A 24,381-nucleotide genomic window follows, 5' to 3' on the forward strand; every position below is an offset into this window, starting at 1 on the left:
CCGTAGGCCCACAACAGAACGGCCCCGACCGGTGCTGGAACACCGAGCGGGGCCTGACCACCACCAGAGGAACGGACCCTCCGAGATGGCTCTCGCTCACGCTATCAGCACCCTTCCCGTAGCGCCGGTGGCGCCCGACCCGACGACGTCCGCGCGCCGCCACGTGAACGCGTGGCGCGACGCGGTGTGGACGTCGACCCTCTCCGCGACGAACAAGCTCGTCGCCCTCGCCTACGCCGACCACGCGTCCACCGGGCCGCTGCGGGTGTGGGTCGCGGCCGAGCGCCTGCAGGCACGCACGAGCCTGGGCAGAACCGCCACGACGGCCGCACTGCGGCGTCTGCGCGACGCCGGGTGGCTCGCCCTCACTTCGACCGGCGTGCGCGGCTCCACGACCCGCTACGCGCTCACGACGCCCGGCGCCGACGTCGTCGAGCTCGAGCACGACGACGACCGGGTTGACGACGTCGACGTCGTCGAGCACCAGGAGCACGAGCCGTGAGCGCCGCGACAGGTGTCGTCTCGCGACGAACTCGTGTCGCCTCGCGACGAAAGGGTGTCGCGAGGCGTGCCGGATCCCCTGTCCTATCCCCTGCCCCATCCCCCACCAGGTCGCTCGCCGTCGTCGAGGAAGTCGTAGGCGAGCGGGACGCCCTGCTGAACGGGGTGGTGGAGGAGATCCGCTCCCACCCCCTCGCCCGCGGCCTGACGGCCACGGCGGTCCGCCGTCACGCCCGCGAGCTGCGCGCCGCCGGGTGGACGCCCGACGACGTCGCCCGCGAACTCGCCGCCCAGAACTTCACCGGGGCCCGCGGCGCGGGCCTGCTCCGCTACCGCCGCACCGCGCTCGCGCAGTCCGGCCCCACGCCCCCGCCCGCGCCCCGGGCAGCCGACCGCCCCGTCACAACGACCCGCGGTCTCGTCGCCAGGGACGACGCCGCCCACGCGGCCGCACCGCCGTCGCCCGAGACGCTCGCCGCCGCTCGCGCCGCCGCCTGGCGCGCACCGCCCGCTGCCCACACGCACGAGAGGACCACCGCCATGACCACCACAGCCACGCCCCGCCCGACGACGGCCGCCCGGATCAACCCCGACAACCGCCTCGTGCTCGCCGGTCTGCTCGTCGTGCTCGTCGCCGTCGCCGCGGCCTCGTTCACGCTCTCGTTCACCGGCCTGTCCGCGGCCGCGCCCTGGGCCGCGATCCCCGTCCGCCTCGCCTGGCTCGTGCCCGTCGCGCTCGAGGTCGCCATGCTCGGGTACGTCATCGCCGCGTTCGTCCGCACCCACCGGGGCCAGAGCGCACGTCTGCCCTGGACGCTCGTGTGGGCCCTGACCACCGTGTCGTCCGCGATCAAACGCCGCGCACGCCTGGGACGCCGGGCCCAAGGGCTGGCAGGGCATCGTCGGCGCCGCCCTCGCCGCCGGGTTCCCGTTCATGACGCTCGCCGCCGCCCACGTCGTCGCCGGCGTCGCCCTCGGCCGCTCACGGACACCGCCCCCGCGACGGACACGGACACCGAGGCCGCGACCGACGCGGACACCACGACGGTCGCCGCGAGCGCCGGAGACGCCCGCTGCGGTCGGCGCGCTCGCGCCGGTTGCGGTCGTCGTCGAGCGCGCACCTGCGCTGCGCGCCGTGGACACCGAGGCGACGGACACCGCGGCGGACGGCGGACACCTGGACGGTGTCCGGTCGATCCGGACTGCCGCGCGCAGACGCGTGGCCGAGCGCCTCGACGAGATTGACCGCCTCGCCCAGACGACGGACCTGTCCGGGCGCGCGATCGCGGACGCGCTCGGCCTCGGCCGGACGAGCGTCTGCGCTCGGGTGTCCGCGGTCCAGGCCGGGCGGACGGACACCCGGACGCCGGACACGGACGCTGTGCTGCTCGCCGTGTAGGACACCTCCCGCGCGGGCGGACCCGCGTCTGTCTGCCCGCGCGGGTCAGCGCCGCTCGACGGCGTCGGCTCACAGCCACGCGCAGCCCTCGCGCCCCTCGCGCGAGACGTATTCCCCGGCTAAATGGTCCTCGTCGGGTTCATGCGTCGGTGCCACGCCCGTGCCCTCAGGCATCAGGTCGGATGTACGGGGTCACCTTGACAAGGCCCGTTGGAAGATCAGAGACCGCTCGCGCAAGGTCTAGTGTCACGAGTTTCACCTCGAGGAGGACCTGCGGCTGCACCTGCTCTGTCACCGCTTCGCCAAAGGCGCTGAGCAGTTCGTCGGGGACGTGCGCGTACAGGCCGCGTGCCGTCCCCAGCTCGGTTCGGCTCCACCGGCACCGGACGATCCGGAACTGGGTGACTGATATGCCCTCCGCGCGCAGCACGCGTTGGGCGGTGCGGGCGTCGAACACACACAAGCTGCCGACGAGGTCGCTCCGTGACGTGGTGTGCACTGCGGCGAGCAGGTCCGCGGCCGTGAGCGCGTCGAGCGCCTTTCGCAGGATGGCGTAGCGCGATGGCTCGATCGGTCTGCCGGCAGGGGCTCTTTGCTGGCGGGGCTTGCGCTCCTTGCGCGTGACCGTGACGCGCGAAACTGCGATGCCGGAGCCGTCCCAGATCCCGTGCACCTTCAGCAGCTCGTTAGGCCGCAGGGTGAGCTCGGGTGAATCGGGCCACGTGGCCCTTACCGTCCATGGCGAGTCGTAAGGGGCAGTCTGGGCATGTTCCGGGTCCAGGGCGAGGCCTGTCTCGCCCTCGACCACAATGGGGAGTCCGGCGGCCACCACTCGTGACCCCGGCTGCAGCCCTTCGATCACGGTGATGGCGCTCAGTAGTTCGTCCCCACCATGACCATCCAGTAGTAGTACCCGGTCGGGCAGCCCGGCACGTAGAACCGCTGGCACTTCCATGACTTGAAGTCCGGTGCCACCTTCTTCAGGTACGCCATACGGGACTGACAGTTCGCAGACGACGTGATGTGGAAACCGTCGTAGGGCGTCCAGGTGATGACCTGCGGCGTGACGATGACCCCGCCGTCATCGGTGTCGACAGCGCTCCGCTCATCGATGCCCTGGAGCTCGCTGGCGACGTGAAGCTGGGCAACCTCGGCCTGGGCGTTCTCAGCAGCTGCGCACGCCGCTGCTGCGGCTGCCGGGCGAGCGCCAACGAGTAGGGCAACCAGGATTGTTGCCAGCACAGCAAGGGGGATCAACCCCTTGCGTGTACGCAAAGCGATCGATTCGTTCATTTCTACGCTCCTCTCTCATCGGGAGCGTGCGCGAACTCCTGCAGCCCCTGCTGGTGCCTGGGACAGTACGCCCGACCGTGATCCTTGTCTCGGGAAACCCCGACCCGACCGGCTCTGCAGCAGGCGCTACGGGCAACGTCAGAGCTCCACTCGGCTGCCTGACCTGCGCAAACAGTGCCGATAGCCGCTAACAGGTAGCGCACGTGGACCTGGCGGCCCGCCCACGCGACAGCCTCACCGTCGACGCGCGCCTCGCCGCTCTAGCGCTGCGTGATCCACGCCCGCACCGGGATGCCCTCGGCCGGGCCGCGCTCCCGCGCGCGCACCGCGGACAGAGCGCCCGGCCCGCGTGGACGCTCGTGTGGGTGCTCACCAGGTCTCGTCCGCGATCAACGCCGCGCACGCCTGGGACGCGGGCCCGCAGAGCTGGCAGGGTGCCGTCGGCGCGGCGCTGGCCGGCATATTCCCGTTCATGACGCTGGCCGCCGCGCACGTCGTCGTGGACGTCGCTTTCGCCGCCCGCCCGGACGCCGTGACCGCAACGGACGCGGACACCGCGACCGTGGCGGACACCGTGGCCGCGACGGAAGCGGACACCAAGACGACGTCCGCGAGCGCCGGACAGGCGGACGCGGACGCCGTCGTCGGCGAGCTGGCGCCGGTCGAGCTCGTCGTCAAGAGCACGCCCGAGCTGCTGCACACCATGGACAGCAAGACGGCGGACACCCGGACCGACGGCGGATACCCGGACGGTGTCCGGAGGATCCGGACGGCTGCCCGCGGCCGCGTGGCCGAGCGCCTCGACGAGATCGACCGACTCGCGCTGAAGACGGGCCCGTCCGGACGCGCGATCGCCGACGAGCTCGGCCTCGGCCGGACGAGCGTCTGCGCCCGGGTGTCCGCGGTCCGGGCCCGACGGACGCACACCCAGACACCGGACACGGACGCCGCCCTGCTCGCTGTCTAGGCGCCCGTCCACGCGGGGTTAACGATCGGGAGATTCGCTCGCTGGTCCGCCCCCAACGTCCTTCTTGGCGACCCAGAGATGCACGGGGGCGGGCCCCGTCGCGGGCGCGCCTGCACCAACGTCGCGGCGGGCAAGCCGGAGAAACTCGTCGAGTGCTGCCGTGAGTTCGGCAGCGTTCTCCGCCCTCTCCGTTTCCGAGGCACCAGCCTCGGCAAGATAGGCGGCCTCGTTCAGGCGATGCGCAGCGACGCTGGTATCCGGCGGAGCGATGAACTTCACGCCAGCCAACGCGACCTCCGAGGCCACGACCGACCCCCGAGCTCCTCGAGCGACGCGGTGCTCGCGAGGAACATCGCGCGATACAGGCTGGCGGTCGTCGCGGTCGCAAAGAACTTCTCGTAGGCCGCTTGCCTGCGTTCGAGGAGCGACCGCGCCGCCGCGGCCTCCTCCTGACGCGCTGTAAGGCCGCGTTGGGTCCACCAGGTGATGAGTCCACCGACTCCCACACCAACAAGAGGACCGAGGACCGACCACAGTTCTCCCCACATGACACAAAAGATAGGGCCGGTGTCGCCTCACTCATCCTGAACATCTGCCCGATCGATCACGACCTGCGAACGGCGCGCCTGTGTGTCCGGGGGGGGTGGGATTCGACAGCGACTGGCACGCTGGGGTACCGCCGTGCCCAAGAGGAAGCGCTTGACGACGCAAGTTGCCATCACGCTGGCCTCTGTTTCGCTCCTTGGCGGAGGCGCGGTAGGAGCGATCGTGACCGCAGGCGTTCGAGGCAGGACATTCGCCATGGGGACGGTCGGCGAGTGGGTCGGCGCAGCGGCCGCCCTCGCCGCCGCCGGAATCGCGCTGTGGATCGCGCAGCGCGGGAACGCGCGGGATGACCGCCTCCGGCACGAGCAGGCCGTGGCGGCTGCCCAGCAGCGCGCTGAGGAAGCAGCAGAAGAAGCTGCAGAACGTAAGGTGGCTCGCCGAGCGAGACGCACGACGTGACGCAGGCCTCCTCACGGCCACGACGACGGGCACACTGACCCGTGGCATCACCACCATATCGGTCACGAATCGCAGCGACGCACCGGTCAGAAACCTCAGTTGCATCAGCGCACATACCGTTGTTGATAACGGGGCGGAACGGCAAGATCTCTTCTGGGTCGTCATCCCCGAAGACGAGTACAAGAGTTTCTCCATACTGCCGCCCGGCGAGACTGCAACGTGGCGCGGGAAGTGGCGGGAACTTAAGAAGAACACCGCACGCAACATCCAAGCCGCTCCCCTAGTGGAACTGTCCTGGGTCGACATCGACGGGCGCGCATGGAAGACCGGCGGCTACGAGGGTGCACGCCCTGATGGCTGGCGTCCCGCTCCGTGGCCAGAGCACTGGGGGCCACACATTGACGCATACGACATCGGGTGAATACCGGACGCAACGCCTGATCGCACCAAGCAACGCCATAGGCTCCCCGGCACGAGACGTACCTTCGCCGCCGGCGCGATCCTGGCCCTGTCGCTTACCCTGTCCGCGTGCTCGGGCGACGCACCCGACGAAGCCACCGCGGCTCCCGCGACCGAGACCTCGACCGAGGCCGAGGCGAGCGCCCCCGTCGACCGGACCGCCGACGCCCAGGCCGTCGCCGGCGACGTCGTCACCAAGGCCACCGAGACCGAGCCGGGGCGCATCGAAGTCGAGACCACGATCGCCGACCCGCGCAGTGACGCGGGCAGCGCGGAAGCGCAGAGCGCGATCGCCGTCTGCGAGGCCGTCAAGGGGCTCGGCGCCGAGCACGTGAGCGTCCTCGAGTCCGACGGCTCAACGTTCGTCGTCGCCGGGCACCCGTCCTATGGCGAGGCGTGCGCTGAGGTGTAGTCACTCCCCAGCGCCAACGACGATGCGTCTTGCGTCAGCTATCGGATCGTCGATGCTCGGCGGCGATCCGCTCCGCGAGCGAGTCGAGCCCGGCCCGCGTGTCCGCGGTGGAGACGTTCACGATGAGGTCGCCCGGACGCTGAGGGACAAGGGGCTCGACGTCGACGAGCGGGATCACCTCGGGGAGCTGCGCGCTGGCCGCGAGGGCCAGGGTCGTGAGCGCGGCCGCAAGCGACTGGACGATGACGAGGGCCAGGAGACGTCGGACCACAGGGTCGCGGTGGCGAGCGAGGAGGCGCGGGTCTGCCCGAACGTCCTGGCCGGTGCGGTCGAGGACAGCCGCCCACGGGCCCCGACCGGCGCCGAGCTCGGGGAGGGACCAGAGGAACGTCGCGAGGGACAGGACGGCGACGAGGCCGAGCGCGCCGGCGGCCTGTGCGGCGTCGCCCCAGTCGCCGCCGACGAGCGGGACCAGGAGCGATGATGCGGCGTCTCTCACGGCGCGGCCCGGTGGATGCCCACGCCCTGGTGGACCGCCGGTCGGCGCCCCGCGCCGTGGTCAGCAGACGCTCAGGCCGTGAACGTCGCCCAGACGGTCTTGACGTCGTCGGTCCGGTACCAGCCGACGTCGAGCGAGAGCTGGCGGGCCATGTGCAGGCCGACGCCGCCCGCGCCGGGGATGCGGCGACCGGCGTAGACGGGCTCGGAGGACACGTCGTGGTCGGCGACCTCGAGGAGGAACCGGTCGCCGCTGCGGGCGAGGCGCACGATCGTCGGTGGCAGGCCGTGGCGCAGAGCGTTGGTCGCGAGCTCCGAGGCGATGAGGACGAGCTTGTCCGGCGTGGACGAGAGCCGACCGGTCGACGCGACGCCCTGGCTCTCGAGCGTCGCCACGAGGCCGGCGCGCAGCGCGGAGAGCTCCTCCGTCGTGGAGAGCACCCACTCCTCCACGAACTGGTACTCCTCGGGCGGCATCGACGTGATGAGGTCGGCGTCGTCGAGGGGGACGTCGATCAGGGTCTGGTCGTCCACGCGGGGGTACCTCCAGCGGCTTGAAGGAGCGGAGCGGCCACCCTGACACGCGAACCCCCGGCCCGCACCCCGTCCCGCTCGGCTCACCGGGAGCCCGCCGGCCCGGCCACCGGGACCGGGCTGGTCAGCGGCCCGACGGCGGCCCGACCGCGGGCCGACACCGCCCGTTCATCCGCCGTTGGTTGCGCGCGTGACGGGTGCGGCCGGACCGTCGGACCATGGCGATCGAGGACGAGGACCGCGAGATCGACGTCGTGGTGGAGCGGGTCAGCACGCGCTTCCCGGACGTGCCGGTGGACGACGTCCGCGAGCAGGTGCTCGCGGAGCTGGGCCGGTACCAGGCCGCGCACGTGCGCGACTTCGTGCCGGTGCTGGTGGAGAACGCGGTGATGGACGTGCTGCGCTCGGGCGAGCGGGCGCACCGACCGCCCCGCGGGAGCGTGCGCCCCGACCGATGACTCCGGGTGTGGGCGGTCGTCGGTACGTTCGCGGCGGGTCGATCGACCTGCCCCGACGACGAGGAGCTCGCATGTCCTTCCAGGCCTATCTCGACGCGGTCGAGGACAAGACCGGTCTGACCCCGCGCCAGCTGGTCGACCTCGCGCACGAGCGCGGGTTCGACGAGACGACGAAGGCGACCCCGATCCTCGAGTGGCTCCGGGACGACTACGGCCTGGGCCGCGGGCACGGCATGGCGATGGTCCACGTCATCACGAAGGGCCCGCAGATCTCGGCGAAGCACGTGGGGTCCGACGGCTCGCACCGCGACGACTCCGACACGCTGTGGCTCGACGGCAAGGCGACCCGGCCGGCCTGACACCCGGCGGGCCCGGCGCGGCCGTCGCCCGGCCCGCACGCCGGTGCCCGACGACGTCCCGGGAGCGGGCGTCGTCGGGCACCGGGGCGCGGGGCCGCTCGGGCGACGGGCGCGGTCAGAGCGTCCAGCGCTGGGCGTCGGTCTGGTTGCAGGTCCAGAGCTGGACCTTCTGGCCGTCACGCAGCGGTGCGCCGCCCTGGGCGTCGAGGCACTTGCCGGACTGCGGGTTGCGCAGGGCCTTGGTCGCGGAGTCGTACGTCCACTTCTGCGCGCCGGTGCCGTTGCACGTGTAGATCCACACGGCGGTGCCGTCGGCCGTCCCGCTGCGCGCGACGTCGAGGCACTTGCCGAGGGCGCGCACCGTCCCGTCGGTGCCGCGCGTCCACTGCTGCGCCGCGTTGCCGCTGCAGGTGGCGAGCTGGACCTGGTTGGTGTCGGTCGGGTCGGCCCACGGGACGTCGAGGCACAACGTGCTCCCGATGCGGAGCGCACCCGTCCCGGTGGGCAGACCGCCGGGGGTGCCCGGCTGCTCGGTGCTGCCGCCGTTCCCGATGGGTGTCGCCGTGCCGGTGAACGGGTCGAGCTTGATGTACGCCGCCTGGGGGTTGCCGTCGTGGACGAGCGACTCGTGCGCGCCGACGTCGTCGAACGCGAACGCGTACGCCTTTCCGTTCGCCATCTGCTGGTGCGCGAGCTTCGCGTAGACGTTGGTGCGGGCGTCCTGGTAGAAGCCGGCGTTGCTCGCGTCGGGCTGGTTCGGGTTGGTCAGCGCCGTGGTGCGGACGAGCGCCGCGCACAGGGTGCGGGCGATCGGCCCGACGACGTGGTCGTTGGGCGCCTGGAGGTCCTTGTGGCACCCGTACACGCTCGACGCGTCGGGCTTCTTGAACGCGGCGACCTCCTGCCCGGACCCGTTCCTGAAGCGGAACCAGTCGCCGTCGGCCCGGCCGCGGAACTGCGTGCCGGGCTCGTGGGAGAACGGCGTGACGACCATGTCGCGCGTGCGGTAAGAGTTCCACACCTCGGTGACGTAGGAGTCGATCGAGGCCGACGAGATCTTGCCGACATCGATCCCGTGCGACGGGTTGAGCGCGCGCAGGCGGCTCCCGTCGGGCGCGCGCTGCACGAGCCCGCCCCACCCCGCGCTCTCGAGGGCCGTGTAGAACGCCTCGTAGCCGTTCGGCTTGAGCATGCCCGTGCTGAGGACCTGCCCGTCGGCGCGCTGGACGCCCACCTGGTACGGCGCGGACCAGTGGTCCACCTGCGTGCTGTTGATCCACAGGCCGCCGTCGTTGAGCGTGTACTCGGTCCAGTTGAAGAGGATGTTGCGGTTGGGGTCGGAGTCGTTCTGGACGGCGGGCTGGACGAGCCGCCCGTCGAGCACGATCTGGAACGTCATCTTCTGGCCGTAGGAGTAGTAGACGCGCCCGGACAGCTTCGGGAGCCGGATCGTCACGGACTGGCCGGGGCCGGGTCCCGCGATCGACGCGTCGGGTGCCGGGACGGGCACGGGCCCGACCCCGCCGGGCCACGGGTGGAACGTGCCGCCCGCGTCCGCCCAGCCGGCGACGCCGTCGCGCTCGCCGAGGACGTACAGGTAGATCGGCCCCCTGCCCGAGTCGTTGGTGATCGTCAGCGGGATGGTCGCGGGGACCGCGCTCGCGGGCGCCGCCACGCCGACCAGCGCCCCGCTCACCGCGAGGACCGCGGCGCACAGCGCGGCCCACGCTCGTCTGCTGCTGTTCTTCCTGTCGTGAGGCATACCGGATCTGCTCCTGTTCGGTTGCTCCGTCGAAACCGGTCGCCGGGCTGTTCCGGCGACAGCGTTGCCACAGGAGGTGTGGAAGCGCTGCCACGACCGTAACGGACAGCGGCCTGCGACGCCAGGGAGCGCTCTTCCGAGTCCGGTGCGGCGTGCTGGGGGCCATGCATCGACGCCGCGGCGCTCCCTCCGTGCGCGGCCCCCGGGAGGGAGCCGGTCGCCCGTAGACTCGAACGAGTGCAGTGCCACCACTACGACGCCGGCCGGTGCCGGTCGTGCACCCTCCTCGACCTCGCCTACCCCGCGCAGGTCACCGGCAAGCAGGAGCACTGCGCCGAGCTCCTCGCCCCCCTCGGTCCGGACCTCGCCTGGCTGCCGACGGTCGAGTCCGCCGAGTCCGGCTTCCGCAACAAGGCGAAGATGGTCGTCACCGGCTCCACCGACGCCCCGGTGCTCGGGATCCTCGCGGAGGGCGGCGGCGTCGACCTCACCGACTGCCCGCTCTACCCGCCCGCGCTCCAGGCGTCGTTCCCCGCGTTCGCGGCGTTCGTCACGCGCGCGCGGCTCGTCCCCTACGACGTCCGCACGCGGCGCGGCGAGCTCAAGTACGTCCTCGTCACCCTCTCCCCCGACGGCGACCTCATGGCGCGGTTCGTCCTGCGGTCCACCGAGTCCGTGCCGCGGGTCCGCAAGCACCTGCCTGCCCTGCTCGACGCTCTCCCGTCGCTGCGCGTCGTGTCCGTGAACCTGCACCCCGAGCACAAGGCCGTCGTCGAGGGCGAGACCGAGATCGTCCTCACCGAGGCCGAGACGCTGCGGATGCACGTCAACGGGATCGACCTCCACCTGCGCCCGCAGAGCTTCTTCCAGACCAACACCGACGTCGCCGCGGCCCTCTACCGCCAGGGCCGGGCCTGGGTGGAGGACGCCGCACCCGCCACGGTCTGGGACCTCTACTGCGGCGTGGGCGGGTTCGCGCTGCACGTCGCGGGGCCCGGTCGCGACGTCGTCGGCGTCGAGACGAGCGCCGAGGCCGTCGCGAGCGCACGGCTCACCGCGCGCGACGCCGGGCTCGACCGCACGACCTTCCTCGCCGAGGACGCGACCGCGTTCGCCCTCTCACGGCAGGACGTGCCGGACCTCGTCGTCGTGAACCCGCCGCGGCGCGGCATCGGGGAGACGCTCAGCACCTGGCTGGAGCGGTCCGGCGTCGGGCACGTCGTCTACTCGAGCTGCAACGCGACGACGCTCGCGCGCGACCTGGCCCTCATGCCGTCGCTCCGACCGCGCGAGGCACGCGTGCTCGACATGTTCCCGCAGACGTCGCACTACGAGGTCGCCGTCCTGCTCGAGCGCGCCTGACCTCGCCCGGCGTCCGCGAGCGCCGCGCGGCTCAGGGGCGCTCCCCCGCGCGTCGGGACGCCTCGACGGCCGCGGACTCGACGCGCGCCCGGTAGGCGGCCCACTCGTCGTCGCCCAGCGCGGGCAGGTTGCCCCGCCCGTCACCCGCCGCGCCGTCGACGAGCTCGCGCACGATGTCGGCGTGGCCGGCGTGGTGCGCCACCTCCGCGAGGACGTGCACGAGCACCTGGTGGAGCGTGACGTCCCGGTTCCCCGGGCGCCACCACGGGACGTGCCCGGGCGCGTCGAGGTCGAGCGACGCCACGGTCGCGTCGCACAGCTCCGACGACCGGCGGAAGAGCTCCAGGATCTCCTCCCGGCTCTCGTCCGCCGTGGCCCACATGTCGGCGTTCACCTCTGCGTCGTCGGCGAACCAGGGCATGTCCAGGTCGTGCGTGCCGCCGAACGCCTCGTGCAGGTAGCCGAGCTGCACGCTGCCCACGTGCTTCACCAGGCCCAGGACGTTCGTGCCGGTGCGCGTGAGCGGACGGCGGACGTCGTACTCGCTCAGCCCCTCCGCCTTGGCGAGCAGCGCGTCGCGCTCCCGGCTCAGGTACCGCAGCAGCGTCGCCTTGGGGTCGTGGTCCGGTGCCGTCCTCGTGCTCATCCACCGGACGCTACCGACGCCCGCCCACACCGGTGCCAGACTCCCCTCATGGCCACCGTGCACGCAGAGATCACCGACCGGCTGGCGGCGTTCGTCCTCGCGCAGCCGGTGTTCTTCGTCGGCACCGCGCCGCTCGCCGCGGACGGTCATGTGAACGTCGCGCCCAAGGGCATGGCCGGGACGTTCGCGGTGCTCGGTCCGCACCGCGTCGCCTACCTGGACTACACCGGCTCGGGCGCCGAGACGCCCGCGCACCTGCGCGAGAACGGCCGGATCGTCGTGATGTTCTGCGCGTTCGAGGGTCCGCCCAACATCGTCCGCTTCCACGGGACCGGCCGGTACGTCGAGGCCGGCAGCCCGGAGTTCGACGCGCTGCGCGCCCGCTTCCCCAAGCGCGAGACAGCGGGTCAGCGCGGCGTCGTGGTCGTCGACGTGACGCGGGTCTCCGACTCGTGCGGGTTCTCCGTGCCGCGCATGGCCCTCGTCGAGGACCGGGACCTGCTCGACCGCTGGGCCGACCGCAAGACCCCGGAGCAGCTCGAGGCCTACCGCGTCACGAAGAACACCACGAGCATCGACGGCCTCCCGGCGATCGGCGACGGCTCGCACACCGTGGAGACCACGACGCCACGCGAAGCCCTCGGGCGCTGACGCCTCATGACGCCGGGCTCCTCGGTGCGTGCGCACCCGAGAGCCCGCGGCGCACGCCCGCGCGCACGTCTCGCCGACAGGCACTACCGGGCCTCTACCTCGCCGAGGTAGAGGCCTGGTTCTGCGAGGTAGAGGCGGGGTCTCGCGAGGTAGAGCCCAGGTCCGCGAGGTAGAGGCCTGGTCGCGCGGAGTGGAGGCCTGGTCGCGCGGAGTAGAGGCCTGGCCCCGCGAGGGAGCTCGACCTCACGAGGCGGGCCGCTCGTCCGCCGTCGCGGCGAGGTAGGCCCTCCCGCGCGGCGAGAGGCGGTACCCGACGTCGAGGCTCTCGGTGAGGCCGAGCTCCTTGAGCCGGCGCACGCGCACCTTGAAGTCGTCGCGGGCCATCCCCAGCCCGGCGGCGAGCTCGCGCGCGACGACGCCCTCGTGCGTGCCGATCAGCTCGAGGTACCGGCGCGTCCACGGCTCCGCGGCGGCCCGGTCCTTCCGCGCGAGCGCGGTGCGGAGCTGCTCGACGGCGCCCTCGTCGAGGTCCGCGTCCTCGCGCAGCGCGACGCGCGGGTCCGGGCCGGCGAGCCGCAGGCCCACGCGGTAGAGGTCCCCCTCGCGCCCGGCGCCCCGAGCGAGCACGCGCTCGGGCGAGGTCATCCCCGCGAGGCGGGCCTCGTCGTCGGACACGACGGGCTCGCCGTCCGGACCGACGGGCACGCGCTCGACCGACGTCACCTCGACGACGCCCACCTGCGTGCGCTGGAGCGTCCCGACGCGCACGCGCGGCGTCGTCCAGCGGCGGAACGCCAGCGTCACCGTCCCGTCCTGGAGGCCGCGCAGCGTGCGGGCGTCGAGGAGCACGCTCCGAGCCTACGACCACGCCGCCACGCCCTCCCGAGGGAGAGCCCGTCCGGTGAGGTAGAGCCGAGGTCACGACCTGGGCTCTACCTCGGCCCACCTGGGCTCTACCTCGCGCGACCAGGGCTCTACCTCGGCCCACCTGGGCTCTACTTCGCGCGAGCCCGCGCGACTGCGGCTCTACCTCGGCAGTGCGGGCAGGTCAGGCGAGCTCGGGGCGGCGGGCGACGGTGAGGACGTGGGTGTCGGGCCAGTCGACGGGCTCGCCGGTCGTAGCGTCGTGCAGGGCGGCGACGGGCGTGAACGCGTGCTCGACGACCCACTCGTTGCGCCACGCCCCGCTCCCCGGCTCGAGCTCGAACCCGGCGGCGGTGAGGAGGTCGGCCCACCGGGGGCCGGTGAGGTCGCAGAAGCGCTCGTGGCTCTCGGACAGCCAGTTGTCGACGTAGTCCTTGCGCGTGAGGAACTCCATCGCCTCGCGCAGCGTGAGCCGCCACGACCCGGGGCGCACGCGCTCGGGCCGGAACTCTGCCCCGGAGAGGCGGGGGAAGTCGTACGCGAACTGGACGAGCCGGGCGTCGGTCGAGAGCGCCCCGACCCACGCCGCGACGTCCTCGCGCGCGAGCTCGTCGAGGTCGGTGCGTGCGCCGCCGGGGCCGTCGCCGGTCGCGGGGGCGCCGTCGTCGGTCCGCAGCGTGAGCACGACGACCCGGTCCGGCTCCGCGGGACCGCACACGTCCGAGTTGATCCACACGCCGCCGGGCCGCGTGTGCGCGTGGACGCGGCGCGCGAACGTCTCGACGTCGCGCACGCCGTCCCCGTACGACGACACCTCGTGCGTGAGCGCGACGGTGAGGGTCGTGTCGACGGAGGCGTCGGGCATCACGGACCGGTCGAGGATGTTGGCCTGCACGAACCACACGTGCGGGTTCGCGAACACGCCCTGCGCCTTCTTGTGCTCGGCCTCCGCGACGAGGTGCCGCGCGACGTCGACGCCGAACAGGTCCGACTCGTGCAAGCGCGGCTCGCGCGCCACGTGCTCCAGGAGGCCGCCCGTCGCGCACCCGATGTCGACGATCCGCCCGGGCCGCACGTGCGGGGCGACCTGGGCCCACTTGCGCGCCGACGCGTCCTCGAACGCGGCGGCGTACGTGCGGTAGTCGCGCGTCGAGGTGAGGTCGCCGTCGCCGGACACGACCGGGTCGGCGAAGATGCGCCGGACGTCCTCGACGAACCGGTAGCGCGCGAAGAACTCCGGCACGGCGGGGTGCGCGACGTCGCGCCAGCGCTCGTCCCCCGCGGCGATTTGCTCGACGACGTCCCACGGCCGCGCGGGGAGGTCACCGCCCGGCTCGGCGGCGTCGAGCTCGACCCCCGCGACCCGGTAGCCGAGGGCGCGGTAGGCGTCGACGAGCGCGGGCGTCGAGCACGCGACGACGGTGTCCGCCGGTTCGGGCGCGACGCCGGTCGCGGTCGCGACGCTCGTCACGACGAGGTGGGCGAAGCGGTCGTCCGGCGCGACGTCGGGCACGGGCACGACGACGGACGCGAGGCCCTCCCGGGTCGTGACGTTCTCGACGAGCGCCTCGCGCCGGTGCCCGGGCAGCGGGTTGCGGCGCGTGCCCGCGTGGTTGGCGGACGTCACGACCCAGACGACCTCGACGTCGGGGGTGCAGCGCACGCGCCGACCGTCGAGGTCGTGCACGAGACCGGCGCGCAGCGCCCGGAGGTAGTCGACCTGGTATCGCGTGACGACGTGGTGGCGGCCGGGGAAGAGGATGCGGCGCACGGGCGGGCCGTCGGTGGGGAGGGGCACCCGCACACGGTGCGGCCAGCCGGCACCCGGGCGCAACCCGTCTCACCTCTCGGGCCGACAGCCGCAGCCCTGGGCGCCACCCGTCTCACGTCTCGGGCGGCCGGACGCAGCACCCGCAGGGCCCGCGTCCGGGGCACGGGCGCTCACGAGGCGCGGAACGGTGCGGTTGTGCGGGTCCGGGCACGTGTTCGCACGACGCGACACGCCAGACCTGGACGGCCGTCCACGATGCAGCAGGGCGCGCCGTATGCGACGGTATGGGCGATGTTCTGGATCGTGGCAGGGGCTGTGCTCGTCGTGTCCGGCCTCGCGGTCGCCGCGACGGCCGCCCGTGGCGCGCGCCGCGCCGGGTCGACGGGTGCGAGCGGCATCGCGATCGCGGTCGGCGGCGGCCTCGTCGTGTGGGGCGCCGTCGCCCTGCTCGTCGGGCTGATCACCGAGGGCTGACCGGAACCTCCCGCGCGTCCACGAGCTCTGCCCCGCTCACCGCACCCGAGAGCCCGCGGCGCCCGCGGGTGAACGGGACCGCGACCACCGACACCACCGCGAACAGGGCCGCGAGCGGCGCCGCGACCGAGGCGGCCACCCCCACCGCCGCAGGCAGGCCCGCCGGCAGGTCGCTCAGCAGGCCGAGCGCGCCCCACAGGGCTCCGCCCGCCGCCGCGCGGGCGACGCGCTGCGCCGTCGTGCCGCGCCGTCCGGCCCAGCGCGGGGCGAGCCACACCGTCCGCTGGCCCCACGAGGCGCCGCTGCCGAGGAACGTCGGCACCACGAACACGACCACGAACGGCACGAGCGTGCCGAGCAGCCACTGGGCCCAGTCCGCGCCGTCGGGCAGCGGGCGCCCGAGCGCGTAGAGCACCGTGCGGTACGCGACCTGCAGCACGACGCCCAGCGCCGTGACGAGCAGCGCGTCGAGCAGCATCCCGAGCCACCGCCGCCAGACGGTCACCGGCCGGGCCTCCTCCCGGCGCGCCTCGAGCTCTCCCGCGCGCGGCATCCAGCGCAGCAGGAGGGGCGCCGCGAGCGCCCCGAGGAGCGCGCCGAGCGTGTTGGTCAGCACGTCGTCGACGTCGGCGACCCGGTACGAGCACGGGATGATCCCGAAGATCCCGGTGTACTGCGTGGTCTCGACGAGGAGCGACACGAGCAGGCCGGACAGCGTCGTGACGAGCACCCCGCGGCCGAGGTAGCGCCGCACGAGCACACCCCAGGGGACGAACAGGACGACGTTGAAGACCACCTGGAGCACGGCCGTGCTGCGCAGGGTCGCGCCGAGCCCGAGCCCGGCCGTGTCCCGTCGGACGTCCGCGAGCGAGTGGAACGGCACGAGCTCGGCGCCCGCGACGCCGTACTGCGCGCACCACCGCGCGAGGTCGCCGCTCGGGAGCGGCAGGAGCGTGTAGGCGACGAGCGCGACCCCGTAGACCGCGACGGCGGCCGCCCCGAGCAGACGTCGGCCGCTCAGGCGGCCGTACCGCCGGTACTGCCACGCGAGCGCGGGCACGAGGAAGGCGGCGAAGAGCAGGGCGCCCCCGAGCAGGCCGACGTACGCGGGCCACGTCCACCGGTCGGTCACGCGCGGGCTCCGCCCTGCGCGGGACGGTGCGCGGCGCGCGTCACGGTCGGGTCCGGGGTCGGGTTCGGCGTCACGGGCCCCAGTATCGCGGCCGACGACGACCGGCCTCGTCCGGCGGGACCTTCGGCGCGGCCCGGGGCGGGGCCTCCGGCCTACCGTGGAGGTGCGGTCGGGAACCAGGGGTCGCCGCGGGTGCACCGAGGACCGGTCCGGGACCGGCCGCCGCGCACCGACCGGTGCGCGCGGCACGACGGACGAGGTGAGCACGATGAAGGCGGCGCGGTACCACGGCAAGGAAGACCTCCGGATCGAGGACGTCCCGGAGCCCGAGACCCGGCCGGGGACCGTGAAGATCCGGCCCGCGTGGACGGGGATCTGCGGCTCGGACCTGCACCTCTACCTCGAGGGCCCGTTCCCGCCGGCGCCGTCGGAGACGCAGCCGCACCCCCTGTCGGGCGAGACGCTGCCCGTCGTGTTCGGGCACGAGTTCTCCGGCGTGGTCGAGGAGCTCGGCGAGGGCGTCGAGGGCCTCGCGGTCGGGGACGCGGTCGTCGTCGAGCCGTTCATGGTGTGCGGAGAGTGCCCGCCGTGCCGCGACGGGCTCTACAACGCGTGCGTGAAGATGGGCTTCATCGGCATCTCCGGCCGCGGCGGCGGGCTGGCGGAGCACGTCGTGGTCGAGCGGCGGTGGGTGCACCCGGTGGGCGACGTCCCGCTGGACCAGGCGGCGCTCATCGAGCCGCTGGCCGTCGCGTACCACGGCGTCCGCCTCTCCGGGGCGCAGGCGGGCGACACGGTCCTCGTCGGCGGCGCGGGGCCGATCGGCCTGCTCACGTGCGCCGTGCTGCACGCGATCGGGGCGCGCGCGATCGTCACGGAGGTGAGCGGGGCGCGCAAGGCCAAGGCGCTGGAGACCGGGGTGGCCGACGACGTGCTCGACCCGCGCGAGGTCGACGTCGCCGCGCGCGTCCTCGAGCTCACGGACGGCCGCGGCGCGGACGTCGCGATCGAGTGCTCGGGCGCGCAGCCCGTGCTCGACACGCTGATCCACGCGCTCAAGGCGGGCGGCACGCTCCAGATCGTGGCGCTGTTCTCCGAGCCCCCGACGCTCGACGTCATGACGGTCCTGCTCCGCGAGCTGACCATCAAGGGCGCGATCGGGTACGCGGACGACCACCCGGCCGTGATCCGGCTCGTGCAGGAGGGCAAGGTCGACCTCGCCCCGTTCGTGACGAGCCGCATCGCCGTCGAGGACGTCGTGGAGAAGGGGTACCGAGAGCTCATCGACCACAAGGACGACCACGTGAAGATCGTCGTGTCGGTGTGAGACGGCGGCCCGCGGCCCCCACCGTCCCCGGGGGCCGCGGGCCGCGCTGCTCGACCTGCGGTGCGCGGCAGGGCGTGCCACGGTGGAGGAGCACCGCAGCACCCGGCCCCGGGAGGCCCGCATGGACGTCCTCGCCGCCCACGGCGACGCGATCGGCGCGTTCGACGCGCTCGTGCGCCCGCTGCGCGACGACCGCTGGCCGCTCCCCACGCCCGACGCGGACTGGACCGTGCGCGACCTCGTCAACCACGTCACGGCCGAGCAGCTCTGGGCCCCGGAGCTCCTCTCGGGCCGCTGGATCGAGGACGTCGGCGGCGTCTTCGACGGCGACGTGCTGGGCGACGATCCCGTCGACCGCTGGGTCGACGCGTCCGTCCAGGCGCGCGAGGCGTTCCTCGCGCCGGACGCCCTCGACCGTCGCGTGCACCTCTCGTACGGCGACGAGTCGGGCGCGGAGTACTGCGCGCAGATGACGTTCGACCTCGTGGTGCACGCCTGGGACCTGGCCCGGGCGACGGGCGGGGACGAGGAGGTCGAGCCGGCGCTCGTCGCGTGGGCGCTGCGCTACGCCGAGGCGCGCTCGACGTTCCTCGAGCCCGGCCCGCTCTTCCGCGGTCCCCTCGACGTCGACGACGGCGCCGACGACCTCACGCGCCTCCTCGCGCTCACCGGCCGCGCGCGTTGACCGCCGCCGCACGACGACCGGGTGAACGTCGGCGGAACGTCCGGCGCGCGGCGTCCTGCGCAGGACGGCCGGGCGCGCCGCGCGCGAGACTGGCCCCATGCCGCTCGACCGCACCGCACCCCGGACGCCGGCGGAGCCGCCCGGCGCACCGGGTCGCGCCCGGCTCCTCGAACCGGCCGCCGACCGCGCGGGCCGGCCGCTCGTCGTTGGGCACCGGGGCAACTCGTCCGTCGCTCCGCAGAGCACGCTCGCGGCGTTCGAGGCGGCGTGGCGCGCGGGCGCGGACGCGATCGAGCTCGACGTGCACCTCACGGCCGACCGGCACGTCGTGGTGCTGCACGACGACGTCGTGGACGAGACGACGGACGGCACCGGCCGCGTGGACGGACTGACGCTGGCGCAGGTCCGCGCGCTGGACGCCGGGTCGTCGTTCGCGCGGGCGTTCGCGGGCCAGCGCGTCCCCACGTTCGAGGAGGCGGCGCGGTTCGTCGCGGAGCGGCCCGGGCTGGAGCTGCTCGTCGAGCTCAAGGGCGTGTGGTCGGCGGACGACGCGGCGCTCGTGACGGGGGTCGTGGACGCCGCCGGGATCGGGGACCGGGTGGTCGTCCAGTCGTTCTGGCCGCCCACGGTCGCCGCGCTGCGCGACGCCGCGCCGCACCTCGACCGGGCGCTGCTGCTCGCGCTGCACCCGGACAGCCTGGACGAGCTGGTCGCGGTGTGCGCGGACCTCGGGGTCGTGGGGTGCCACCCGGAGGTCGCGCTCCTCGCGCACGAGCCGGGCCTCGTGGAGACGCTGCGCGACGCGGGCCTGCGCGTGCACGTCTGGACCGCGGACACGCCGGACGAGTGGGACGACCTCCTGGTCCAGGGCGTCGACGGCATCATGACCGACCGACCCGACCGCCTCGTCGGCTGGCTCGACGCGCGGCTCGGCCCCGCCGCGCACGCGGGCGCCCGAGAGGTGGACCTCGCCGCGTCGCCCTAGCCTCGACGGATGAGCGCGACGACCCCGCCGACGCCCCCGGGCGCGCACCCGCCCGGCACCGCGACGAGCCCTGCCGCGACCGGCGGCGCGCCCCGGTCGCCCGCGGTGTGCGTGCTCGCCTTGACCCCGTTGCTCGCGATCGAGATCGAGCCCGCCGGGCCGACCGAGACGTCGCCCGAGGTGCACGTCCACCCGGGCGGCCAGGGCCTGTGGCTCGCGCGCATGGCCTACTCGCTCGGGGCGCACGTCGTGGTCTGCGGGCCGTTCGGCGGCGAGACGGGCAGCGTCGCGGCGCACCTCGCCCGCACCGAGAACCTCGAGCTGCGCACGGTCGGCACCGGCGGCAACGGGGCGTTCGTCCACGACCGGCGCAGCGGGCAGCGCACCGAGCTCGTGACGATGGACCCCTACCCCCTGAACCGGCACGAGGTCGACGACCTCTACAGCACCGTCCTGGTCAGCGCGCTCGACGCGGCCGTCACGATCCTCACCGGCTCGGAGACCGGCGTCGGGGTCCCCGCGTCGTTCTTCCGGCGCCTCGCCCACGACCTGCACGCCTCGGACCGCCAGGTCGTCGCGGACCTCTCCGCGGACCAGGCCCGGGCCGTCGCCGACGCGCCGGGGGTCGTGCTCAAGATGAGCCACGAGGAGCTCGTCGAGGGCGGCTTCAGCGACGACGAGTCCGAGGAGTCGCTCCTGCGGTCCGCGCGCGCCATGGTCGACGCCGGCCCGCGCGCGCTCGTCGTGTCCCGCGCGCACGACCCCTCGCTGCTCGTCACGCGCGAGCACACGTACCGGGTCACGACGCCCCGCGTCACGACCGTCGACCACCGCGGCGCGGGCGACTCGATGACGGCGGGAATCGCCGTCGGGCTGGGGCGCGGGCTCGGACTGCCCGACGCCGTCCGGCTCGGCGCCGCGGCCGGGGCGCTCAACGTCACGCGGCGGGGCCTCGGGACGGGCCGCCGCGACCAGATCGAGCGCTTCGCGCGCAGCGTCACGGTCGAGGACGTGACCTGACGCGGGCCCGCGGAGCGTGGCCCCGCACCAGAACCCGGACCCGAACCCGAACCCTCAGGAGGACCGCGTGCGCGCACTCGTGACCAACGACGACGGGATCGACTCCCCCGGCCTGGCGGTGCTCGCCGGGGCGGCGCTCGACGCCGGGTACGAGGTCGTCGTCGCGGCACCCGCCCGGGAGTCGTCCGGGGCGAGCGCCGCGCTGCTGGGCGCCGAGCGCGACGGCCGGCTCGCCGTCGAGCCGCGTAGTTCCCCCGGCCTGCCCGACGACGTCACCTCCTACGCCGTGCGCGCCGCCCCCGCGCTCATCGCGTTCGTCGCCGCGTACGGCGGGTTCGGCCCGCGGCCCGACCTCGTGCTCTCGGGCGCCAACAAGGGCGCGAACACGGGCAACGCGATCCTGCACTCGGGCACCGTCGGCGCGGCGCTGTCCGCGATGACGCACGGCATCCGGTCGCTCGCCGTCTCGGTCGACGCCGCCGAGCCGCGGCACTGGGACACCGCGCGGCTCGTCACCGACCACGTGCTCGCCTGGATGGACAGGAGCGCCACCGACGTCCCGCTCGACCGGCGCACGCTCAACGTCAACGTGCCCGACGTCGCCCCCGACCGCCTGCGCGGGCTGCGGCAGGCGCCCCTCGCGTCGTTCGGCCTCGTCCAGGCGAACATCCACGAGGACGGCGACCGGCACCTCGTGCTCCAGTACTCGGGCACCGAGCGGCACTCCGAGCCCGACTCCGACACCGGCCTGCTCACGCGCGGCTGGGCCACCGCGACGCTCCTCGTCGCCCCCTACGCGGACGCGAGCGTCGACATCCCCACCCTCCCGCCCCTGGCCTGACGACCCTCGCCGTCCAGCACGGGATCCGCGACCGCGTCGCGGCCGATCCGGTCGTCAACCACGTGCTCGACCGTCGCCGGTGTCGTGGTCGGGGGTCTCGTCCGGCACCGTCTCGTGCTCGGCGGTGCGCTCGCGCTCCTCGATGACGTCCTGGCCGGGTCCGGCGAAGGCCCGCGAGCGCTCCTCGCCCTCGGGCGTCCCGCTGAAGAAGGCGGACTCCGCGGCCTCGGGCAGGTCGTCGTCGTGCCCGACGGCGGGCAGCGGCCGGGTGCTGCCCGGCGCCTCGGCGTCGACGCCCCCGTCCGCCGTGGTCGGCCCGGTGGGGCCGGGACGACCTGCGCCGTCGTCCGGGCCCGGCACGACCCCGACGAGCCGCGTCGGGTCCTCGCTCGGCGCGGCGCCTGCGCCGCGGCCCGCGCGCCGGATCGTGCCGAGGACGACGGGCGCGTCGGCACGGCGCGCACCGCGCTCCGCGGGGAGCCGGGGCGGCCGCGCCGGGGCGACGGGACCGCCGTCGTCCGTGGCGTCGCGGCCGGGGCCACCGGGCGCGTCGGCCCCGTCCGGCGCGCCGAGCCCGTCGCGCTCGTCCGGCCCGTCGAGGTCCAGGGCGTCCACCGCGCGCTCGAGCCGCGTGCGCGGCAGGCCCTGGGGCGCGGCGCGCTGCAACCAGTCGACGAGTCCCTCGCGCACGAAGCACCGCAGGTCGAACAGCGTCGGGGCGTCGTGCGCGCTGACGAGCGCGCGCACGCGCACGAGGCCCCCGACGGCGTCGGTCACCTGGAGGATGCCGACGCGCTCGTCCCACAGGTCCGTGAGCCCCAGCAGCCGCCGCAGCTCGGCCCGCATCGGGCCGACCGGCACCTCGAAGTCGAGGTCGAGCTCGACCGTGCCCAGCAGGTCGGCCGCGCGCCGCGTCCAGTTCTGGAACGGCGTCGTCGTGAAGTAGGTCGACGGCATGATGAGCCGACGGTCGTCCCACAGGTGCACGACGACGTACGTCATCGTGATCTCCTCGATGCGCCCCCACTCGCCCTCGAGCACCACGACGTCGTCGACGCGAATCGCGTCGGTGAACGCGATCTGCATGCCCGCGAAGACGTTGGCGAGCGACGTCTGCGCCGCGAGCCCCGCGACGATCGAGATGAGCCCGGCCGACGCGAGGAGGCTCGCCCCCGCCGCGCGCGCTGCGGGGAACGTCAGCAGGATGCCCGCGACCGCGCACACGACGATCACCGCGACGGTGAGCCGCCGCAGCACCGTGATCTGCGTCCGGACGCGGCGCGCATGCCGGTTGTCCGCGGTGTCCATGCGGTAGCGCTGGAGCGCGGAGTCCTCGAGCACGAACGCGATCGCGCCCACCCACCACGCCCCGACCACGATGAGCGCGATGAGCAGCAGGTGCTCGACGGCGGGCCGCCACGGCGTCCCGGCGTCGGTGGTGACGCGCACGGCGATCCAGACGGCGACGACGGTGAGGACCGCGCGGTCCGGCCGCCGGAGCCGTCGCGACAGGTCCCGGGCCAGCTCGCTGCGCCGCCCGGCCCGCCGCACGACCGCGGAGATCACCGTCCCCAGCACGAACGCCAGGACCACGCCCGCCGCGACCGCACCGAGGGTGAGCAGGACGTCGGTCGTGTTCTCGAGCTCGGTGTCCATCCCCCCAGGCTAGGCAGGGTGCGAGACCGTCACCTCCGGGCCGCGCGTCGGACGCGGGGCGCCCGGGACCGCGGAGGGCGGGCCAGCCACGGCGCGAGCACCTGCGTCACGCGCGGCAGCACGAGGTAGGTCATGACGGGCGTGAGGACGAGCGTCGTGGCGAGCACGCGCGGGACGACCGGCACCTCGTCCCACGCCGGGACCAGGCTCCCGACGAGCACGGTGAACGCGAGGTTCACCGGGAAGAACCCGAGCCAGATGCTCACGGACTGCTTCCAGCGGGGCGGCGCCGCGACGACCGACGCGCTCGACGGCGCGGGAGACGTCGGGGTGTCGAACCAGCCCTCGATGCCCGTGCGGCGCTCGACCCGCGTCTCCTCGACGAGGTCCCGCCCCCGCGCGAGCCAGCCCACCCGGTCGGGCGAGGTCTCCCACGCGTCGAGCGTCGCGGCGTCCGCGAACCGGTAGAGCATGTGCCAGTCGTGCGACCCGGCGGACGCGCGCACCCAGCCGGAGCCGAGGAAGCCCGGGTAGCGGTTGGCGAGGTTGACCCCGTCCTGCACCCAGCGCGTGACGGCGGGGACGTTCTCGGGCCGGACGCGGCGCTCGATCGCGACGGTCACGGGACCGGCGCCGGCGAGGGCCGGGCCGGAGCGGGGTCGGGCGGGCGGGTACGGGGGCACGGCGCGGGCGGGGTCGCCGCCCGTCCGCCGCGCGTCCCCGGGGACGTCGTGGGTCATGGGACGAGTGAACGCGGCGGGTGTTTCCGGGTCGTGAACGCGCGCGGGCGCGGGACGGATCGTCCCGCGGGTCGGGACGCGGGCCGACGCGCGCGGCGGCCGGGCCGGGCCTACCGTGGCAGGCATGATCTCGTGGGAGCTCGCGCTCGCCCTGCGCGACGCGGGCGTGCGGTGGTCCCCCGCCTCGGGCGACCGCTTCCGCCTCCTCACCACCGGCGCCGACGGCGACGTCTTCACCGTGAGCGACATGACCATCGAGCCGCACGAGTTCGACACCGGCGTCGTGCTCGGCTTCAACGGCACGACGGAGTGGGCGCTCGACTCCGTCGCGCTCGAGGACGCGCTGTGGCACCCGCTGGAGGGCCAGCTCCGCGAGCTGCTCGGCGGCACGTTCCGCGCGCTCGAACGGACCGCCGACGGGTACGTCGTGCGCACCGAGGTCCTCGGCGAGGCGGCCGAGCACCGCGCCGCCGACGCGGCCGACGCCTACGCGGACGCCCTGCTCGCGCTCGTCGCCGTGAGCACGGAGGGCCCGCCCTGACCCGCCGCCGGCACGCGACCTGGCTCGACGACGTCCGGC

The 24,381-nt window shown here is 74.1% G+C and carries 27 protein-coding genes; 16 read left to right on the forward strand and 11 right to left on the reverse strand.

What is annotated here, in order from left to right; translation table 11 throughout:
- The first annotated feature begins 127 nt into the window (after positions 1–127).
- The 3 genes from RDI86_RS04885 (at position 128) to RDI86_RS04890 (ending at position 1,900) form a co-directional block, all read left to right on the forward strand.
- A complete protein-coding gene (locus RDI86_RS04885) occupies positions 128–502 on the forward strand; it encodes a hypothetical protein (protein WP_076403499.1) in 375 nt (124 codons plus the stop codon).
- Between the two features lie 539 nt (positions 503–1,041).
- The gene (locus tag RDI86_RS13850) at positions 1,042–1,746 is read left to right on the forward strand and encodes a DUF2637 domain-containing protein (protein WP_374990520.1); all 705 of its coding nucleotides are present in this window, start codon (positions 1,042–1,044) and stop codon (positions 1,744–1,746) included.
- Positions 1,637–1,900, forward strand: a complete 264-nt coding sequence (locus RDI86_RS04890; RefSeq protein WP_251176492.1) for a hypothetical protein — start codon at positions 1,637–1,639, stop codon at positions 1,898–1,900. Before RDI86_RS13850 ends, RDI86_RS04890 begins: the two co-directional genes overlap by 110 nt.
- A 166-nt stretch (positions 1,901–2,066) precedes the next feature.
- Here the strand turns inward: RDI86_RS04890 and RDI86_RS04895 are convergent, their stop codons facing one another.
- Both RDI86_RS04895 and RDI86_RS04900 read right to left on the reverse strand, forming a co-directional pair.
- Complete coding sequence (locus tag RDI86_RS04895; RefSeq protein WP_308820849.1) at positions 2,067–2,762, reverse strand: hypothetical protein; 696 nt, start codon at positions 2,760–2,762, stop codon at positions 2,067–2,069.
- 11 nt (positions 2,763–2,773) lie between these two features.
- Entirely contained in the window at positions 2,774–3,193 is a 420-nt protein-coding gene (locus RDI86_RS04900; protein WP_076403504.1) for a hypothetical protein, read from the reverse strand.
- Between the two features lie 361 nt (positions 3,194–3,554).
- Between RDI86_RS04900 and RDI86_RS04905 the strand changes: the two genes are divergently transcribed.
- Positions 3,555–4,160, forward strand: a complete 606-nt coding sequence (locus tag RDI86_RS04905) for a hypothetical protein (protein WP_168944830.1) — start codon at positions 3,555–3,557, stop codon at positions 4,158–4,160.
- 892 nt (positions 4,161–5,052) lie between these two features.
- Entirely contained in the window at positions 5,053–5,586 is a 534-nt protein-coding gene (locus tag RDI86_RS04910; RefSeq protein ID WP_308820850.1) for a hypothetical protein, read from the forward strand.
- 484 nt (positions 5,587–6,070) lie between these two features.
- Here the strand turns inward: RDI86_RS04910 and RDI86_RS04915 are convergent, their stop codons facing one another.
- Positions 6,071–6,535, reverse strand: a complete 465-nt coding sequence (locus tag RDI86_RS04915) for a hypothetical protein (protein WP_076403509.1) — start codon at positions 6,533–6,535, stop codon at positions 6,071–6,073.
- 71 nt (positions 6,536–6,606) lie between these two features.
- Positions 6,607–7,068: an ATP-binding protein gene (locus RDI86_RS04920; protein WP_206153853.1), complete on the reverse strand. Its 462-nt coding sequence runs from the start codon at positions 7,066–7,068 to the stop codon at positions 6,607–6,609.
- A 218-nt stretch (positions 7,069–7,286) separates the two neighbouring features.
- Here RDI86_RS04920 and RDI86_RS04925 point away from each other — a divergent pair, with 218 nt between their 5' ends.
- The gene (locus RDI86_RS04925; RefSeq protein WP_043655044.1) at positions 7,287–7,526 is read left to right on the forward strand and encodes a three-helix bundle dimerization domain-containing protein; all 240 of its coding nucleotides are present in this window, start codon (positions 7,287–7,289) and stop codon (positions 7,524–7,526) included.
- Between the two features lie 71 nt (positions 7,527–7,597).
- Entirely contained in the window at positions 7,598–7,885 is a 288-nt protein-coding gene (locus tag RDI86_RS04930; protein WP_076403510.1) for a DUF4287 domain-containing protein, read from the forward strand.
- Between the two features lie 115 nt (positions 7,886–8,000).
- Here the strand turns inward: RDI86_RS04930 and RDI86_RS04935 are convergent, their stop codons facing one another.
- A complete protein-coding gene (locus RDI86_RS04935) occupies positions 8,001–9,647 on the reverse strand; it encodes a glucan endo-1,3-beta-glucosidase (protein ID WP_308820851.1) in 1,647 nt (548 codons plus the stop codon).
- Between the two features lie 237 nt (positions 9,648–9,884).
- On the opposite strand from RDI86_RS04935, the gene rlmC reads away from it, so the two are divergent.
- Entirely contained in the window at positions 9,885–11,009 is a 1,125-nt protein-coding gene (gene rlmC / locus RDI86_RS04940) for a 23S rRNA (uracil(747)-C(5))-methyltransferase RlmC (protein ID WP_308820852.1), read from the forward strand.
- A 31-nt stretch (positions 11,010–11,040) separates the two neighbouring features.
- Here the strand turns inward: rlmC and RDI86_RS04945 are convergent, their stop codons facing one another.
- The gene (locus tag RDI86_RS04945) at positions 11,041–11,655 is read right to left on the reverse strand and encodes a DinB family protein (protein WP_076403515.1); all 615 of its coding nucleotides are present in this window, start codon (positions 11,653–11,655) and stop codon (positions 11,041–11,043) included.
- Positions 11,656–11,703: 48 nt separating this feature from the next.
- Here RDI86_RS04945 and RDI86_RS04950 point away from each other — a divergent pair, with 48 nt between their 5' ends.
- Positions 11,704–12,306 (forward strand): pyridoxamine 5'-phosphate oxidase family protein, encoded by a 603-nt coding sequence (locus tag RDI86_RS04950; protein ID WP_251176484.1) that lies wholly within the window; start codon positions 11,704–11,706, stop codon positions 12,304–12,306.
- Between the two features lie 243 nt (positions 12,307–12,549).
- Here the strand turns inward: RDI86_RS04950 and RDI86_RS04955 are convergent, their stop codons facing one another.
- Positions 12,550–13,155 carry an ASCH domain-containing protein gene (locus tag RDI86_RS04955; protein ID WP_308820853.1) on the reverse strand — a complete coding sequence of 202 codons (606 nt, stop codon included), beginning with the start codon at positions 13,153–13,155 and terminating at the stop codon, positions 12,550–12,552.
- A gap of 199 nt (positions 13,156–13,354) precedes the next feature.
- On the reverse strand, positions 13,355–14,968 hold the full coding sequence (locus RDI86_RS04960; RefSeq protein ID WP_308820854.1) for a class I SAM-dependent methyltransferase: 1,614 nt from the start codon (positions 14,966–14,968) through the stop codon (positions 13,355–13,357).
- Positions 14,969–15,232: 264 nt separating this feature from the next.
- On the opposite strand from RDI86_RS04960, the gene RDI86_RS04965 reads away from it, so the two are divergent.
- On the forward strand, positions 15,233–15,415 hold the full coding sequence (locus tag RDI86_RS04965; protein ID WP_308820855.1) for a hypothetical protein: 183 nt from the start codon (positions 15,233–15,235) through the stop codon (positions 15,413–15,415).
- On the opposite strand, the gene RDI86_RS04970 is transcribed toward RDI86_RS04965, so the two are convergent.
- Positions 15,402–16,547: a VanZ family protein gene (locus RDI86_RS04970; RefSeq protein WP_308820856.1), complete on the reverse strand. Its 1,146-nt coding sequence runs from the start codon at positions 16,545–16,547 to the stop codon at positions 15,402–15,404. The genes RDI86_RS04965 and RDI86_RS04970 overlap by 14 nt on opposite strands.
- A 268-nt stretch (positions 16,548–16,815) precedes the next feature.
- Here RDI86_RS04970 and RDI86_RS04975 point away from each other — a divergent pair, with 268 nt between their 5' ends.
- From RDI86_RS04975 to surE, 5 genes are all read left to right on the forward strand, one after another.
- A complete protein-coding gene (locus tag RDI86_RS04975; RefSeq protein ID WP_308820953.1) occupies positions 16,816–17,874 on the forward strand; it encodes a 2,3-butanediol dehydrogenase in 1,059 nt (352 codons plus the stop codon).
- Between the two features lie 121 nt (positions 17,875–17,995).
- Positions 17,996–18,559 (forward strand): TIGR03086 family metal-binding protein, encoded by a 564-nt coding sequence (locus RDI86_RS04980; RefSeq protein WP_308820857.1) that lies wholly within the window; start codon positions 17,996–17,998, stop codon positions 18,557–18,559.
- 97 nt (positions 18,560–18,656) lie between these two features.
- On the forward strand, positions 18,657–19,544 hold the full coding sequence (locus RDI86_RS04985) for a glycerophosphodiester phosphodiesterase family protein (protein ID WP_308820858.1): 888 nt from the start codon (positions 18,657–18,659) through the stop codon (positions 19,542–19,544).
- A 9-nt stretch (positions 19,545–19,553) separates the two neighbouring features.
- On the forward strand, positions 19,554–20,564 hold the full coding sequence (locus RDI86_RS04990; protein ID WP_082774835.1) for a 1-phosphofructokinase family hexose kinase: 1,011 nt from the start codon (positions 19,554–19,556) through the stop codon (positions 20,562–20,564).
- Between the two features lie 67 nt (positions 20,565–20,631).
- Positions 20,632–21,405 (forward strand): 5'/3'-nucleotidase SurE, encoded by a 774-nt coding sequence (gene surE / locus RDI86_RS04995; RefSeq protein ID WP_308820859.1) that lies wholly within the window; start codon positions 20,632–20,634, stop codon positions 21,403–21,405.
- Positions 21,406–21,459: 54 nt separating this feature from the next.
- Here the strand turns inward: surE and RDI86_RS05000 are convergent, their stop codons facing one another.
- A complete protein-coding gene (locus tag RDI86_RS05000) occupies positions 21,460–23,061 on the reverse strand; it encodes a mechanosensitive ion channel domain-containing protein (RefSeq protein WP_308820860.1) in 1,602 nt (533 codons plus the stop codon).
- A 29-nt stretch (positions 23,062–23,090) separates the two neighbouring features.
- On the reverse strand, positions 23,091–23,801 hold the full coding sequence (locus RDI86_RS05005; protein ID WP_308820861.1) for an antibiotic biosynthesis monooxygenase: 711 nt from the start codon (positions 23,799–23,801) through the stop codon (positions 23,091–23,093).
- A 124-nt stretch (positions 23,802–23,925) separates the two neighbouring features.
- Here RDI86_RS05005 and RDI86_RS05010 point away from each other — a divergent pair, with 124 nt between their 5' ends.
- The gene (locus RDI86_RS05010) at positions 23,926–24,342 is read left to right on the forward strand and encodes a hypothetical protein (protein WP_061268306.1); all 417 of its coding nucleotides are present in this window, start codon (positions 23,926–23,928) and stop codon (positions 24,340–24,342) included.
- Positions 24,343–24,381: the final 39 nt, after the last annotated feature.

Source organism: Cellulosimicrobium sp. XJ-DQ-B-000 (assembly GCF_031119065.1).
Lineage (GTDB): Bacteria > Actinomycetota > Actinomycetes > Actinomycetales > Cellulomonadaceae > Cellulosimicrobium > Cellulosimicrobium funkei.

Coding starts and splice junctions, on each gene's coding strand:
- RDI86_RS04910 (WP_308820850.1), top strand. CDS start 5,053: ATGACCGCCTCCGGCACGAGCAGGCCGTGGCGGCTGCCCAGCAGCGCG.
- RDI86_RS05000 (WP_308820860.1), bottom strand. CDS start 23,061: ATGGACACCGAGCTCGAGAACACGACCGACGTCCTGCTCACCCTCGGT.
- RDI86_RS04900 (WP_076403504.1), bottom strand. CDS start 3,193: ATGAACGAATCGATCGCTTTGCGTACACGCAAGGGGTTGATCCCCCTT.
- RDI86_RS04985 (WP_308820858.1), top strand. CDS start 18,657: ATGCCGCTCGACCGCACCGCACCCCGGACGCCGGCGGAGCCGCCCGGC.
- RDI86_RS04950 (WP_251176484.1), top strand. CDS start 11,704: ATGGCCACCGTGCACGCAGAGATCACCGACCGGCTGGCGGCGTTCGTC.
- RDI86_RS04980 (WP_308820857.1), top strand. CDS start 17,996: ATGGACGTCCTCGCCGCCCACGGCGACGCGATCGGCGCGTTCGACGCG.
- RDI86_RS13850 (WP_374990520.1), top strand. CDS start 1,042: ATGACCACCACAGCCACGCCCCGCCCGACGACGGCCGCCCGGATCAAC.
- RDI86_RS04930 (WP_076403510.1), top strand. CDS start 7,598: ATGTCCTTCCAGGCCTATCTCGACGCGGTCGAGGACAAGACCGGTCTG.
- RDI86_RS05010 (WP_061268306.1), top strand. CDS start 23,926: ATGATCTCGTGGGAGCTCGCGCTCGCCCTGCGCGACGCGGGCGTGCGG.
- RDI86_RS04975 (WP_308820953.1), top strand. CDS start 16,816: ATGAAGGCGGCGCGGTACCACGGCAAGGAAGACCTCCGGATCGAGGAC.
- RDI86_RS04935 (WP_308820851.1), bottom strand. CDS start 9,647: ATGCCTCACGACAGGAAGAACAGCAGCAGACGAGCGTGGGCCGCGCTG.
- RDI86_RS05005 (WP_308820861.1), bottom strand. CDS start 23,801: ATGACCCACGACGTCCCCGGGGACGCGCGGCGGACGGGCGGCGACCCC.
- RDI86_RS04965 (WP_308820855.1), top strand. CDS start 15,233: ATGTTCTGGATCGTGGCAGGGGCTGTGCTCGTCGTGTCCGGCCTCGCG.
- RDI86_RS04990 (WP_082774835.1), top strand. CDS start 19,554: ATGAGCGCGACGACCCCGCCGACGCCCCCGGGCGCGCACCCGCCCGGC.
- RDI86_RS04945 (WP_076403515.1), bottom strand. CDS start 11,655: ATGAGCACGAGGACGGCACCGGACCACGACCCCAAGGCGACGCTGCTG.
- RDI86_RS04925 (WP_043655044.1), top strand. CDS start 7,287: ATGGCGATCGAGGACGAGGACCGCGAGATCGACGTCGTGGTGGAGCGG.